General features: G+C 67.8%; 11 protein-coding genes. 3 read left to right on the top strand and 8 right to left on the bottom strand.

What is annotated here, in order from left to right:
* Window positions 1–111 precede the first annotated feature (111 nt).
* Entirely contained in the window at window positions 112–1,536 is a 1,425-nt protein-coding gene (gene glnA, locus L0M17_RS11585) for a type I glutamate--ammonia ligase (RefSeq protein WP_241054110.1), read from the bottom strand.
* A 262-nt stretch (window positions 1,537–1,798) separates the two neighbouring features.
* On the opposite strand from glnA, the gene L0M17_RS11580 reads away from it, so the two are divergent.
* Complete coding sequence (locus tag L0M17_RS11580) at window positions 1,799–2,233, top strand: RDD family protein (RefSeq protein ID WP_241054109.1); 435 nt, start codon at window positions 1,799–1,801, stop codon at window positions 2,231–2,233.
* An 81-nt stretch (window positions 2,234–2,314) separates the two neighbouring features.
* On the opposite strand, the gene L0M17_RS11575 is transcribed toward L0M17_RS11580, so the two are convergent.
* The 3 genes from L0M17_RS11575 to lipB all read right to left on the bottom strand — a co-directional run bounded on the left by L0M17_RS11575 (window position 2,315) and on the right by lipB (window position 4,849).
* The gene (locus tag L0M17_RS11575; protein ID WP_241054108.1) at window positions 2,315–3,034 is read right to left on the bottom strand and encodes a DUF4191 domain-containing protein; all 720 of its coding nucleotides are present in this window, start codon (window positions 3,032–3,034) and stop codon (window positions 2,315–2,317) included.
* 76 nt (window positions 3,035–3,110) lie between these two features.
* Window positions 3,111–4,121 (bottom strand): lipoyl synthase, encoded by a 1,011-nt coding sequence (gene lipA, locus L0M17_RS11570; protein ID WP_241054107.1) that lies wholly within the window; start codon window positions 4,119–4,121, stop codon window positions 3,111–3,113.
* Window positions 4,118–4,849, bottom strand: coding sequence for a lipoyl(octanoyl) transferase LipB (gene lipB, locus L0M17_RS11565; RefSeq protein ID WP_255731897.1), 732 nt, complete (start codon window positions 4,847–4,849; stop codon window positions 4,118–4,120). Before lipB ends, lipA begins: the two co-directional genes overlap by 4 nt.
* A gap of 76 nt (window positions 4,850–4,925) precedes the next feature.
* On the opposite strand from lipB, the gene L0M17_RS11560 reads away from it, so the two are divergent.
* Entirely contained in the window at window positions 4,926–6,458 is a 1,533-nt protein-coding gene (locus L0M17_RS11560) for a serine/threonine-protein kinase (RefSeq protein ID WP_241054105.1), read from the top strand.
* Window positions 6,455–9,958 carry a S41 family peptidase gene (locus tag L0M17_RS11555; RefSeq protein WP_241054104.1) on the top strand — a complete coding sequence of 1,168 codons (3,504 nt, stop codon included), beginning with the start codon at window positions 6,455–6,457 and terminating at the stop codon, window positions 9,956–9,958. The genes L0M17_RS11560 and L0M17_RS11555 overlap by 4 nt, the downstream gene beginning before the upstream one ends.
* Window positions 9,959–10,065: 107 nt before the next feature.
* Here L0M17_RS11555 and L0M17_RS11550 read toward each other — a convergent pair whose 3' ends face one another.
* From L0M17_RS11550 to lpdA, 4 genes are all read right to left on the bottom strand, one after another.
* Entirely contained in the window at window positions 10,066–10,494 is a 429-nt protein-coding gene (locus tag L0M17_RS11550) for an OsmC family protein (RefSeq protein ID WP_241054102.1), read from the bottom strand.
* 142 nt (window positions 10,495–10,636) lie between these two features.
* The gene (locus L0M17_RS11545; protein WP_241054101.1) at window positions 10,637–11,008 is read right to left on the bottom strand and encodes a hypothetical protein; all 372 of its coding nucleotides are present in this window, start codon (window positions 11,006–11,008) and stop codon (window positions 10,637–10,639) included.
* A gap of 178 nt (window positions 11,009–11,186) precedes the next feature.
* Complete coding sequence (gene sucB / locus L0M17_RS11540) at window positions 11,187–13,034, bottom strand: 2-oxoglutarate dehydrogenase, E2 component, dihydrolipoamide succinyltransferase (protein ID WP_241054100.1); 1,848 nt, start codon at window positions 13,032–13,034, stop codon at window positions 11,187–11,189.
* Window positions 13,035–13,093: 59 nt separating this feature from the next.
* The gene (gene lpdA, locus L0M17_RS11535) at window positions 13,094–14,476 is read right to left on the bottom strand and encodes a dihydrolipoyl dehydrogenase (protein ID WP_241054099.1); all 1,383 of its coding nucleotides are present in this window, start codon (window positions 14,474–14,476) and stop codon (window positions 13,094–13,096) included.
* Between the last annotated feature and the right edge of the window lie 110 nt (window positions 14,477–14,586).

The following is a 14,586-nucleotide window of genomic DNA, read 5'->3' as shown; positions in this document are numbered from 1 at the left end:
CAGGCAAGACCTGTGTGAAAAAGACGAGTCCGCACGGGCCGCTGTGCAAAAAGTGCTCGCGGCTCGTGCGGACTCGTTGCGGACTATGCCCGCTTCTGCCCAGTAACTGGGTTACACGCCGAAGTACAGCTCGAACTCGTAGGGGTTCGGGCGGAGCGAGAGAGGAGCGATCTCCTTCTCGCGCTTGTACGCGATCCACGTCTCAATGAGGTCCTGGGTGAAGACTCCACCAGCCTGGAGGAACTCGTTGTCGGCCTCGAGTGCATCGAGGGCCTCCTCGAGCGAGCCCGGAGCCTTGGGGATGTCCTTGGCCTCCTCGGCGGGGAGTTCGTAGAGGTCCTTGTCGATCGGAGCCGGCGGCTCGATCCGGTTGCGGATGCCGTCGATGCCGGCCATGAGCTGGGCTGCGAACGCGAGGTACGGGTTCGACGAGGGGTCCGGAGCGCGGAACTCGATGCGCTTGGCCTTCGGGTTGGTGCCCGTGATCGGGATCCGGATGCCGGCCGAGCGGTTGCCCTGCGAGTAGACCATGTTGACGGGGGCCTCGAAGCCCTTGACCAGGCGCTTGTACGAGTTCACGGTCGGGTTCGTGAACGCGAGGACCGCCGAGGAGTGCTTGAGGAGGCCGCCGATGTACCAGCGCGCGAGGTCCGAGAGGCTCGCGTAGCCCTTCTCGTCGTAGAAGAGCGGCTCGCTGCCGTTCCATAGGGACTGGTGGCAGTGCATGCCAGAGCCGTTGTCACCGAAGATCGGCTTCGGCATGAACGTGACCGACTTGCCCCACTCGGTGGCCGTGTTCTTGATCACGTACTTGAACTTCTGCAGGTCATCCGCAGCGCGCACGAGGGTCGAGAACTTGTAGTTGATCTCCGCCTGGCCGGCCGCGCCGACCTCGTGGTGGGAGCGCTCGACCTCAAGGCCCACAGCGTCCAGGTTGAGGACCATGGCGTCGCGGAGGTCGGCCTGGTGATCCACCGGCGAGACGGGGAAGTAGCCGCCCTTGAAGGGCGTCTTGTTGCCCAGGTTACCGCCCTCTTCCTCGCGGCCCGAGTTCCACGGAGCCTCGATCGAGTCGACCTTGTAGAACGAGCCCTGGGGGGAGGACTCGAACTGGACGTTGTCGAAGACGTAGAACTCGGCCTCGGGCGCGAAGAACGCCGTGTCGGCGACGCCCGTCGATGCGAGGTAGGCCTCAGCGCGCTCGGCCACGCCGCGCGGGTCGCGGTGGTACGGCTCGCCGGTGCGGGGGTTGACGATCGAGAAGTTGAGCGCAAGCGTCTTCTCCACTCGGAACGGGTCCACGTAAGCGGTGGTCACGTCCGGGATGAGCTGCATGTCGGACTCGGCGATGCCCTGGAAGCCGCGGATGGAAGAGCCGTCGAACAGCTGTCCGTTGACGAAGAAGTCTTCGTCCACCGTCTTGGCGGGGACGTTGAAGTGCTGCTGGACGCCGGGGAGGTCGGTGAAGCGGATGTCGACGAACTTGACATCCTCGTCCTTGATGAACGCGAGGACTTCCTCCGCAGACTTGAACATCTGTTCTCCTTACAGATCGGGATGGCACGCACCGGGGCGCGAAACGGCGGCGCGCGGGCAGGATCGCCGCGCGGGCGGCACCGTGCTGCAACGCGACTCAGCCTACGAAGACGGCGTTACTCGGCAGTGTCCATATTGTTTCAGCGACGTTACATCGCACCTATTGCTGCTGGACCTACGCTAGGCGGGAACGGGCGGGACCACCAAGGCGGGACGTCACAGAGCAGCCAATTGGAACAGGACAGCCAACTAGACTGGATCGGTGATCGACCGCAGAGACCTCAGTTCCTGGATCAGTGGGCCCCCTACAGAACCCGGCCACTACCCGGGACGGGCCCTCGGGCTACCGCGCACGGGCCGAGGTTCGATCGCCCGGCCCGGCCGCCGCGTCGTCGCCCTCTGCATCGACTGGGCGGCGTGTCTCCTGATCTCGAGCGCGTTCTTCCACGGCAACTCATCGGCCACTCTGGGCATCTTCGCACTTGAGCAGATCGTCCTCGTCGGCACTGTCGGCTACAGCCTCGGACACCGAGTCCTCGGGCTCAAGGTTGTCCGTCTGGGGGGCGCGCCAGCGGGGATCCCAGCGGCGATCCTGCGGACCGTGCTGCTGTGCCTCGTGATTCCAGCGGTCGTCTTCGACGCGGATCAACGGGGGCTTCACGACAAGGCCGCCAAGACGCTTCTCGTGCGGCTGTAGACGCCGAGGAACAGGGACTGCCCACGCGAAAGGGCCCGGACGGGGACGTCCGGGCCCTTTTCGGATTTCAAGAACCTGTGCTCAGCGACCGCGCATCGCACGGCGGTCAGGACGGATCCGGGTTGGGTCGATCCCCTTGGGGATGGGCAGGCGCGGGCCGAGGGAGGCGAGCCGCTTGTTGATGGCCTGAACCTCAGTCTTGGTCAGTTCGGGCTTGAGCTTCTGCATGCGCTTCGCGACCTTGTCGATCGAGGTCTGGCCCTCCTCACGCCCGCTCTCGATGACCGTGATCGGAACGTTGGGGAGGACGCGGGCGAGCCGCTTCCGCTCGGACTCGACGAGAGGACGGACTCGCTGAGTCGGTCCCTCCGAGACCAGGACGACGCCGGGGCGCCCTACGGCGCGGAAGACGAGGTCCTGAGTGCGCGGGTTCATCGCGACGGGCTGCTCTTCGATGATCCAGCCGCGCCGCAGCGTATTCAGCGCCGCTCCGGCGGCGCCTGGCTGCCCCTCGATCTGAGAGAACGCAGCCCGCTCGGCCCGGCGGCTCAGGATGAAGATTGCACCGAGCACCCCGAGGAGGATGCCGACGATGAGGCCCGTGATCCAGTTCTCGAGCAGAGCGCCGACCAGTACGCCGAGGCCGACGACGACGAGGAACACCAGCGCCATGAGCCAGACGACGTTCGGGTCCGCTCGTCGGGTCATCTGGAAGACCTGGAGCATCTGCTGGAAGCTGTTTGGCTTCTTCGCCTTCTTCGGAGCTCGATCCGAGGGCGTGTTGGAGGTGTTCTTCGCCATAGTGCTTCAATTCTAAGTGAAACGCCGCCCTCCCAGACCTCGTCCGGAAGGGCGGCGTGAGAACCAGCAGGGTGTATCAGTGAGCCTGAGCGGCCAGAAGGCTTGCTGCCTCCTGGCGGGTGGTGCCCGAGGACTCGATGTGGGCCAGATGCGGTGGGATCTCGCGGCCCTTCTTGCGCATGGCGGTCGCCCAGAGGCGACCGGCACGGTACGAGGAGCGGACGAGAGGTCCGCTCATGACGCCGAGGAACCCGAGTTCCTCGGCCTCCTGGGAGAGCTCGAGGAACTCCTGCGGCTTGACCCAGCGGTCCACGGGGTGGTGGCGCTCGGAGGGGCGCAGGTACTGGGTGATGGTGAGCAGGTCGCAGCCGGCCTCGTGGAGGTCGCGCATGGCCTGGGAGACCTCCTCGCGGGTCTCGCCCATGCCGAGGATCAGGTTGGACTTGGTGACCATGCCCTGGTCGCGGCCCTGGGTGATGACGTCGAGGGAGCGCTCGTACCGGAAGGCCGGGCGGATCCGCTTGAAGATCCGGGGCACGGTCTCGACGTTGTGCGCGAACACCTCGGGCTGGGCGTCACAGATCGCGGTGATGTGCTCGGGCTTGCCGGAGAAGTCGGGGATGAGGATCTCGACGCCCGTGCCGGGGTTGAGCTCATGGATCTTGCGGATGGTCTCGGCGTAGAGCCAGGTTCCCTCGTCGGGGAGGTCGTCGCGGGCGACGCCGGTGACGGTCGCATAACGCAGGCCCATGGACTGCACGGAGCGGGCGACCTTGGTGGGCTCGAAGCGGTCCAGCGGGGAGGGCTTGCCGGTGTCGATCTGGCAGAAGTCGCACCGCCGGGTGCACTCGGAGCCGCCGATGAGGAAGGTGGCCTCCTTGTCCTCCCAGCACTCGAAGATGTTCGGGCAGCCGGCCTCCTCGCACACGGTGTGGAGGCCTTCCTTCTTCACCTGGTTCTTAAGCTGGATGAACTCCGGGCCCATATGGACCTTGGCCTTGATCCATTCGGGCTTGCGCTCCACAGGCGTCTCAGCATTGCGCTGCTCGACGCGCAGCAGCCGGCGCCCCTCGGGTGCGAGCGTCACAGAAGTGCTCCTTCAGTGTGGTCAGAAGAGGAAGAAACCTCGTCGGCGACGAATTCGCCAGCCCGGCGGTTGAGTTCCTCGGTGATCCGATCGATGATGTCCAGCGGGCCGACCTCGCGGCCCAGCTCAGCGGAAATTGTTGTTGTGCCGGCGTCCGTGATGCCGCAAGCGATGATCTGCTCGTAGGGGTCGAGGCTGTTGCTGCAGTTGATCGCGAAGCCGTGCCCCGTGATGCCCTCGTGGATGCTGATGCCGATGGCTGCGATCTTGCGGTCGCCGCCTCGTTCGTCGGCGCGCACCCAAACGCCGGAGCGTCCGTCGACGTGCTCGGCCTTGATTCCGTACTCCGAGATCACGGTGATCATCACGTCCTCAAGCAGCTCGACGTACGCGCGCACGCCTCTCGGCTCCTTGAGCCGCACGATCGGGTAGCCCACAAGCTGGCCGGGTCCGTGCCACGTGAGCTTCCCGCCGCGATCGACGGGGACGACGGGAGTGCCATCGAGCGGGCGCTCGTGGTCCTCGGTGCGTTTGCCAGCCGTGTAGACGGCGGCGTGCTCGAGGAGAAGGACAGTGCTGGGGGCCTCGCCTGCTGCCACCTCGTCGTGGAGCTGACGCTGGGCCGCGAGACCGGCCGTGTAGTCGACGAAGTCGGGCGCAAACCCCAGCCGGGTGAACGCAAGAGTCATGCCGACCAGCTTAATCCCCCGGAGGACCAGCGCTGCCATGAGATGACTCACACCGCGGATCGCGCCCTGTGGATAACTTCCGGCACTCGTCCGGGATCTGCGGTAGACAAGGGGCATGGAACCCACCGAACCAGCGGTCCAGGGGTACGACGTCGTCCGTCTCCTCGGGCGCGGAAGCACCGGCGACGTCTGGCTCGTCCGCCAGCAGCAGAGCGGCTGCCTCCGCGCCGCGAAGGTCTTGCGAGCCGGGGTGGGAAGCAAGCCGACGGCGGTGCATCCTCTGCGGCACGAACTCCGCAGGCAGACTGTCCGCTCGCACCCGAACCTGCTGACGTGCCTCGCGTCTGCGACGGAGGCCCGGACAGGTTCGCCCGTGCTGCTGACCGAGTACGCCGCCGGAGGTTCGCTCGCCCGGCTCGTGGCGGCGCGAGGTCGGCTGACCGCCGGGGAGACCGTCACAACCGTAGGCCCCATCGCACAGGCAGCGGCTTCTCTTCACGTACAGCGCACAGCGCACCTCGACATCGCGCCGAGCAACATCCTCTTCACCTCTGAAGGCCGCCCCTTGCTCGCCGACCTCGGCGAGGCGCGGCAGGTCGGCGACGGCGCGGGGGCTACGAGGGGTACGGACGGGTTCTTCGACCCCTTCACGGCGGGTGCCGGCGCCGTCCGCCCTGCGGCCGACGTCTACGGGCTCGGTGCCGTTGCCTGGTTCTGCCTCGTGGGTTCACCCCCGGGCCCACGGCGGACCAGACCGCCGCTTGGCCTGCTCGTCCCCGGCATCCCGACGGAGCTCGCGGCGGCCGTCGAGGCCGCCCTCGCCGAGGAGCCCGGCGAGCGTCCGACGGCGGCGGAGTTCGCACGGGCTGTCCTGAGGAGCTGTTCTGCTGACCCTGTCGACCTCGCACCAGCCGTCGAGGCCGAGGTCCTCCCCGAGCTGGTCACGCGCCTGCAGGAGGGCTCGCGGCGCCGGCGGCCCGCGGTACCACGTCGACGCGGTCTCGCTGTTCCGCGGCGTCCTCGTTCCAAGTTCCTCATCGCCGTCTGGGCAGCTTCCGCTGCGGCAGGGACGGCCGCCGTGGCGCTTGCCGGAGCTGGCGCCCTGGGAATCGAGGACCGCTCCCGTGGAGGCGCCGCGAGCGCTCCCGCCACGGGCACGAGATGGTCCGCCCTGCCTGAACCGCTCAGGCGTGCGGCCGACTCGGAGGATCCGGTGCAGGCGGTCCAGGCGCTCGCTGAGATCAGGGCGCAGGCGGTGTCGCGGCCCGATGACGAGCTCCTCGGGCGGGTCAACGTCCCGGGTTCGGAGGCGGACGTGGCGGACCGGAAACTCGCTGCTGACCTCAAGGCGTCGGGACGATGGCTCGAAGGATTCACCTCGAGGGTCCTGTCTGTAGAACTGGCGGGAACAGACTCAGGAGACGGCGCGGCGCCCGGCGCGGACAACGCCGAAGCCCGCGGCAGCACCGCCGTCGTCCGCGTCCGGGTGGTGACTTCCGCGTTTTCGGTGCGCGGGAGCGACGGCGCGGAGCTCCAGCGCCCTGCGGAGGCAAAGGAGCAGTGGTTGCGCATCGTCCTCGAGCGGCGCGATCCGGGCTGGCAGGTGTCACGAGTGCTCCCAGCCGCCCTGCCTATGATCGGAGGATGACAGCCTCCAGCTACTTTCGGTACCCCCATGTGCACGGCGACCTCGTTGCGTTCGTGGCCGAGGACGACGTGTGGCTTGCCCCGGTCGACGGCGGCCGGGCCTGGCGTATCTCGGCGCTCCAGCTCCCAGCCCGCAACCCTCGCTTTACCCCAGATGGCAGGAAGGTGGTCTGGAGCGTCGTGCAGGGCAGTGCGCCCGAGGCCGTGGCCGCGGACGTTGAGGGTGGAGGCTTTCGACAGCTCACACACTTCGGTCACCAGTCCACCCGGGTGAAGGGCATCGACCCCCGGGGGCGCGTGATCGTGACGAGCGCCCACAATCAGCCCGATTCCCGTCTTACCTACGGCTACGCCGTCGCTCCAGAGGGAGGCAGGCTCGAGGAACTGCCCTACGGGCCCATCGACTCGGTCGCCTTCGGACCGTCCGTCGGCGACGAGCGTCCCGTTGTCGTCGGCAGCGTCCTCTCCCGCGAGCCCGCCGCGTGGAAGCGGTACCGCGGCGGTGCCGCCGGCAAGCTCTGGATCGACGTCGACGGCGGGGGCGAGTTCCGGCGTCTGGCCCCGGAACTCGACGGCAATCTGTGCGATCCGGTCTGGATCGGCGGCCGCATTGCGTTCCTCTCAGACCATGAGGGCTACGGCAACGTGTATTCGGTCGAGCGGGATGGCTCTGACCTCCGCCGTCACACCGACTTCGACCGCTTCTACGCGCGCCACGCGAGTTCGGACGGCTCGAGGATCATCGTGGAGTCGGCAGGGGGCCTCTGGCTCCTCGACAGCCTCGAGGCGGAACCTCGCCGGCTCGAGGTGAGCCTCGGCTCGGCGTCGACGTCGCGCCGCCCGGTCCCACTCGCCGTCGGACGTCACCTTGGCGAGGCGGTACCGACGCACGACGGCGACGCGAGCGTCGTGGAGTCCCACGGGACGGTGCATTGGCTCACCCACCGGGATGGCCCGTCGCGCGTCGTCGAGGCGGCGCCCGGCGTCCGCGCGCGTCTGGCTCGTCCCCTCGGAGGCGACCGCGTCGCCTACATCGCCGACCCTGCGGGGGAGGAGGCGCTGTTCGTGAAGGATCTGAGGGATGCAGGGGACTACGCCATCGCCGAGGAACCCTCGGCTGAGGCTGCTCCCACGGCTGTCCAGGCGGCGGAGGCAGACAGTGGTCTGCCGGCTCCAGTGCCCGTCGGCGCGGCGTCCAGCTCGGCGCTGCAGGCTGTTCCTGATGACGCTGGCGACGGCGCGGAACACCCTGCCGCTACCGTCACAGTCCAGGGCGAACGCCGATCGCGCGGTACCGCTGAAACCCCTGCGGCCGCTCCACTGCGCTTCGACCTGCCGACTCCGGGCCGCGTCGCCCAGCTCGTCCCGAGCCCGGACGGCCGCCGAATTGCACTCGGAACGGCTTTTGGCGAAGTCCACCTCGTCGACCTCGAATCGAAGGCGGTTCGCACACTCTCGACAGTGGAAGAGGGCACCATCGAACAGCTTGCCTGGAGCCCTGATTCGGAGTGGCTGGCCTGGAGCGAGCCCGTCACCGCCTTCGGAACGCGGTCGAAATTGCGCATCGCCAACGTCTTCTCGAGTGAGATTGCCGACGTGACAGATGGACGCTTCTGGGACGCGTGGCCAGCGTTCACCCCCGACGGGAAGTACCTGGCGTTCCTGTCGGGACGGAGTTTCGACCCCGTCTACGACGGGCACTCGTTCGACCTCGCGTTCCCGAGCCCCATCAAGCCCTATATCGTGCCGCTCGCCGCTACGACTGCTGCGCCGTTCGGCCCGCGCGTCGCGGACTTCGGAGCTCCGGCCGGAGAGAATGCAGACGGTGACAAGGCCGAATCCGAGGAGACGCGGGTTGACCTCGAGGGCCTCGCCCACCGGGTCGTGGCCCTCCCGGTCCGGCAGGGGAACTACTCGCGCCTCACGGCCGCACCCGGAGCGCTCCTGTGGCTCTCACACGACCTCTCGGGGGCGACCGGGGAGGGCAAGGCAAAGCCGGGGGACAAGGACCCCCAGCCGAGCCTCGAACGGCTCGACCTCGCCGATGCTCGCACCACCACCGTTGTGGGCGCCTTGGACACGTACCGCCTGAGCGGGGACGGCTCGAAGGTCGTGTACGTCAGCGAACGCCATGTCAGCTCGGTGCCGAGCAGCGGAAAGGTCGAGGAGGGCTCGCCCGAGCACATCCGGGTCGATCTCGACCGGATCCGCGTGCGCCTCGAGCCGATTGCCGTGTGGCGTCAGGCATTCGCCGAGGCATGGCGTCTCCAGCGGGACTTCTTCTGGGCAGCAGACATGGCGGGACGGGACTGGACCGAGGTGCGCTCCCAGTACGAGCCACTTGTCGAGCGCCTCGGCTCCCACGACGATCTGGTCGACCTGCTCTGGGAGGTCCATGGGGAACTCGGGACCTCCCATGCGTACGTGACACCGAGTCTCGCCTCGGAGCCCGACGCAGGGGGCCAGGGGCGTCTCGGCGGTGAGTTCGACTACCACGAGGGCTGGGTTGTGCGCCGGGTCCTCGCGAGCGAATCGTCCGACCCGCTCGCGACTTCACCGCTTGCTGCCCCCGGTGCCGATGTGAGGCCCGGGGACCGGATCCTCGCGGTCGACGGCGTCCCGCTCACTTCCCAGTTCGGGCCCGCGATGGCCCTCGTCGGGGCGGCCGGCAAGACCGTCGAGCTCACGATGCTCGACGGGGCTGCGCACGGTGAGCAGGAAGGCCAGCGGCGCCGGATCGCCGTCGTCCCCCTCAAGGACGAGGAGCGCCTCCGGTATCAGGACTGGGTCCAGGCGAACCGCCGGCTCGTCCGGGAAGCGTCGGAGGGCAGGTACGGGTATCTCCACGTGCCGGACATGGGGGCGCGCGGGTGGGCTCAGCTGCATCGCGACCTGGACACCGAGACGGCGCTTGACGCCCTCGTGGTCGATATCCGCCGGAACCGTGGCGGGCATACTTCCCAGCTCGTCGCGGAACTCATCGGACGCCGGGTGACGGGCTGGACCATCCCCCGTGGCGAACAGCCCCGCACGTACCCACGCCACGCCCCCCGGGGTCCCGTTGTCATCCTCGCCGACGAGTTCGCGGGTTCGGACGGCGACATCATCACCCAGGTGGGCAAGCTGCGGGGCATCGGCCCCGTCGTCGGGACGCGGACGTGGGGTGGAGTCATCGGTATCGACAACCGATTCCGGCTGGCGGACGGCACAGGCGTGACGCAGCCGCGGTACGCCACCTGGTTCGGGGGCGGCGTCGGCTGGGGTGTCGAAAATCACGGGGTGGAGCCCGATATCGAGGTCGCCTTCCCGCCGCACGCCTATGCGGCGGGTCTTGACCCCCAGCTCGAGCAGGCAATCGGCGTGCTCAAGGAGATGCTCATCGAGATCCCAACCGAGCGGCCGCCAGCACGGACAGGCTACCGTTCCGTGCGTCCGGCAGCCCTGCCCCCGCGTCCCCAAGAGCTGACAGCGGCGGGCTCAGCGGTCGCCTACGAGGGCTGATCCGGGCTGGACCGAGGAACGAGCTGAACAGACAACAGGGCCCCTGCCGCACCGAATGGTGCGGCAGGGGCCCTGTCCGTCTGGGCGGCTCGGCGCCTCCCTCCGAATTAGGACTCGAGCTTCGCGTCGAGGGTGATCTCAATCCCCGCGAGCGCCTTACTGACAGGGCAGCCCTGCTTGGCGCCGTCGGCGATCTTCTCGAACTCGTCCTGCGCGAGGTTCGGCACCTTCGCCGAGAGGGTGAGCTTGCTGGTCGTGATGCCCTTCCCGGGAATGAAGTCGACCTCGGCCTGGGTGTTGATCTCGTCGGCCGTGTATCCGGCCTCGGCAAGGCCGTTGCTGAAAGCCATCGAGAAGCACGCGGAGTGGGCAGCAGCGATGAGCTCCTCAGGGCTCGTCTTGCCATTGGCCTCGGCGCTGCGCGCCTTCCACGTCACGTCGTACGTGCCCAGCCCGGAGGTGTCCAGAGTAGTCCTTCCCGAGCCCTCCATGAGGGTGCCGTTCCAGACGGTGTGGGCAGTGCGGATGGTAGCCATGCTTCGCTCCTTCGTTGGGTCCTGTGGACTGCTTCGCCGGCCAGAGGGCCGGAGTGAGTGGACTGGCTCCGCCATCGTAGGCACAAAAAAGCCCCGCTTGCTTCTCATGAAGCTCGCGGGGCTACGGTGCCAGCCGAGGCCGTCAGGGCCAGATCGTCGCGATGGCGACGTTGAGGAGGGCGAGTCCTCCGACGGCGTGTGCGAGTCCCGGTGCGACCGGTTCGCCAGCCTTCCGACGGCGGTTCCCGACGAAGGCGAGCGCGCCGACTACGACGGCGATGATGAACTTGATCGTGAGCTTCAGGTAGTCGGGGGAGGAGACGTTCGAGTCCGCCTGCTTCGAGAGCACCGTGATGAGGCCGACAAGGATGATGCCGGTGACGAGCTGGGTCATGGCACCATCGAACTGCCGAGCGCCCACGGTGGGCTTCTTCATGTTCGCGATCCACGGGCCCACGATCATCGCTGCACCGACGATGTGGAGGAAGACGAAGATGCTCAGGACGACAGTCATGGTCTCGATTCTAGTGTTGGCCCAGTGGCCGTCCCGCTCGATCCGGAGCCTCGAGGGTTCCAAGTGGATAACGAATGGAAGGGCCGCGGCCCGGATCCCTGAGGGGGATCCGGGCCGCGGTTTGAGCCAGCCGGAGGCGATGCCGGTCAGAGGCCGAGGTCGGCCGGAGCGATGCCGGTCAGAGGCCGAGGTCGGCCTCGAACGCGCCAGCCTCGAGGCGGGCACGGAGCGTCTGCAGGAACCGTCCCGCGTCCGCACCGTCGACAAGGCGGTGGTCGTACGTGAGCGAGAGATACATCATCGAGCGGATCGAGATGACGTCGTCGCCCTCAGCGTTCTGCGTGACCCACGGGCGCTTCACGATGGCACCGGTGCCGAGGATCGCGACCTGCGGCTGGTTGATGATCGGGGTGTCGAAGAGCGCCCCGACGGAACCGATGTTCGTGATGCTGAAGGTCCCGCCCGAAAGCTCGTCCGGGCCGATCTTTCCGCTGCGCGTCCGCGACGCGACGTCGGCGATGCGGCTCGCGAGGCCGGCGAGGTTCAGATCGCCAGCATCGTTGATGACCGGGACGAGGAGCCCCTTCTCGGTGTCCACGGCGATAGCAAGGTGCTCCGCGTTGTGGTACGTGATCTCCTGCTTCTCCTCGTTGTACTCCGCGTTGAGCTTCGGGTGCTGCTTGAGCGCCTCGGCGACGGCCTTCGCGATGAACGGGAGGAACGTGAGCTTGACGCCGTTCTGGGCCTGGAAGTTCGCCTTGGCCCGATCACGGAGCTTGGCGATCCTCGTCATGTCGATCTCATGCACCTGCGTGAGCTGGGTCGACGTGTCGAGCGACTCTCGCATCCGGCGGGCGATGACCTGACGGATGCGCGGGGCCTTCTCGGTCGTGCCGCGGAGCGACGAGACCGGCGCAGCCGAGGGCGCTGACGGAGCCGACGGAGCGGCAGCCGGCTGGGCAGGTGCCGGGGCAGCTGTCTGCTGGGCGGCCTTCTGCGCTTCCGCGGCAGCGACGACATCCTGCTTGCGGATACGGCCACCGATGCCGGTGCCCTTCACCGTCGAGAGATCGACGCCCTGCTGATTGGCGAGCTTCCGCACGAGCGGCGTGACGTAGCCGCCTTCCGCGCCGTTCGAGGCGGCGGGTGCGGCGGGAGCCTGTTGGGCGGGGGCTGCCTGAGGGGGTGCCGTCTGAGCGGGTGCCGTCGGCGCGGCGGGCGCCTGCTGCGCAGCGGCCGGGGCGGGAGCTGCCTGCGCCAGCGCCTTGTCCTCATCCTCCGCGGGGGCGGGGGCAGGCGCGGAGGCGACCGCGGCCGACGACGCGGCGGACTCGGGTGCAGGCGCTGTCTGGGCCGACTCCTCGGCGGGAGCGGGCTGGGCCGGCGCAACCTGGGCGGCGGCGCCGGAACCGATGACTGCGAGGACAGCGCCGACCTCGGCCGTCTCGTCCTCGTTGACCCGGATCTCCTGCAGCGTGCCCGCGACGGGCGAGGGGATCTCGGTGTCCACCTTGTCGGTGGAAACCTCGAGGAGAGGCTCATCGACCTCGACGGCGTCGCCGATGCTCTTGAGCCAGCGGGTGACGGTGCCTTCGGTGACGCTCTCGCCGAGGGCAGGAAGCGTCACTTCGTGCCCCTCGGGAGCCGCCTGATCGACCGACGGCTCGGCCGGCTCCTCCGCGGGCGCTGCTTGGGCGGGAGCCGCGGGTGCGGCCTGCTGGGCCGGGGCGGCCTCCGCTGCAGACTCCTCAGCGGGCGCAGCACCTGCCGGGGCAGAACCGCCGCCTGTGCCGTCTCCGATTCGGGCCAGGGGAGCTCCGACCTCGGCGGTCTCATCTTCAGCGACGAGGATCTCCTCGAGGACGCCGGCGATAGGCGAGGGAATCTCCGTGTCGACCTTGTCCGTCGAGACCTCGACGAGAGGCTCGTCAACCTCGACGCGGTCCCCCACCTGCTTGAGCCAGCGCGTGACGGTACCTTCGGTGACGCTCTCCCCGAGAGCCGGCAAGTTGACGGATTCAGACATTGTCTCCGTGCTCCTTCGTGCTTCTAATCGTGCGATTGATGTCGTTGCCCGCAGGCGTCTCAGCCGTGGAGCGGCTTGCCGGCCAGAGCGAGATTAGCCTCGCCGAGGGACTCGTTCTGCGTCGGGTGGGCGTGGATGAACTGCGCGACGTCCTCGGGGTAGGCCTCCCAGTTGACGATCAGCTGCGCTTCACCGATCTGCTCGCCCATGCGCGCACCGATCATGTGGACGCCGACCACAGGGCCGTCCTTCTGGCGCACGACCTTGACGATCCCGGACGTGCCGAGGATGGAGCTCTTGCCGTTTCCGGCCAGGTTGTATTCCTGCACCTGGACCTGATCGTCTCCGAACTTCGCTTTGGCACCCTTCTCCGTGTAGCCGACGGTCGCGATCTCGGGATCGCAGAAGGTCACCTTCGGAATGTTGACGTCCTCGACGACGACCGGGTTGAGGCCAGCGATCTCTTCGGCAACGAAGATGCCCTGCTGGAAGCCGCGGTGCGCGAGCTGGACGCCCGGCACGATGTCGCCGACTGCGTAGATGTTGCCCACGCCCGTGTGGAGCCGCTCATTCGTGATCACGAAGCCGCGGTCGATCGTGACGCCCTGCTCCTCGTAGCCGAGGTTCGCGGTGACGGGTCCGCGGCCGACGGCTACGAGGAGGAGCTCGGCCTCGAACGTCTTGCCGTCGACGAGGGTTACCTTGACCCCGTTCTCGTCCTGCTCGACGCCTTGGAAGAACGTGCCGGTGTTGAACTTGATGCCGCGCTTCTTGAACGCCCGCTCGAGCTGCTTGATGATCGCATCGTCCTCATTGGGGACGAGGGACGGCAGCCCTTCGACGATCGTGACGTCGACGCCGAACGACTTCCAGACGGAAGCGAACTCGACGCCGATGACGCCGCCGCCGAGCACGATTGCCGACTTCGGAACGTAGTCGAGCTCGAGGGCTTGATCCGAGGTGATGACGCGGCCGCCGAGCTCGAGGCCCGGGAGAGTCCGCGAGTAGGAGCCGGTGGCGAGGATGATGTTCTTGCCCTTGTAGGCGGTGCCGTTCACAGTGATCGTGTCCGGGCCGGTCAGGCGGCCCTCGCCCTCGATGACGGTGATGCCCTTGGACTTGATGAGGCCCGACAGGCCCTTGAACTTGCCCGCGATGACGCCGTTCTTGTAGGCGTTCACCGCGTCCATGTCGATGCTTTCGAGCGTTACATTCACGCCGTACTTCGCCGCGTCGCGGGCGTGGTCCGCCAGTTCTGCGGAGTGAAGGAGGGCCTTCGTGGGGATGCAGCCATTGTGGAGGCACGTCCCGCCGAGCTTGCTCTTCTCGACGAGCCCGACGCTGTAGCCGAACTGGACGGCACGCAGTGCGGCAGCGTAGCCGCCACTGCCGCCACCGAGGACCAAGATGTCGAATTCCTGCGCAGTTGGCTGGTCGGCCACGTGACGCTCCCTCGCATGAAGGACGGCGATAAGCCGTCATGGGTGACAATCTGCCCACCAGCTGGTGCGCTGGCAGGCCCGGTATCAGGGCAACCCTATCGCCCTGACCG

Origin of the sequence: Sinomonas terrae, from assembly GCF_022539255.1 — a bacterium.
GTDB lineage: Bacteria > Actinomycetota > Actinomycetes > Actinomycetales > Micrococcaceae > Sinomonas > Sinomonas terrae.
Note: the sequence above shows the minus strand (reverse complement) of the source record. Positions and strands in the feature narration are given on the sequence as shown.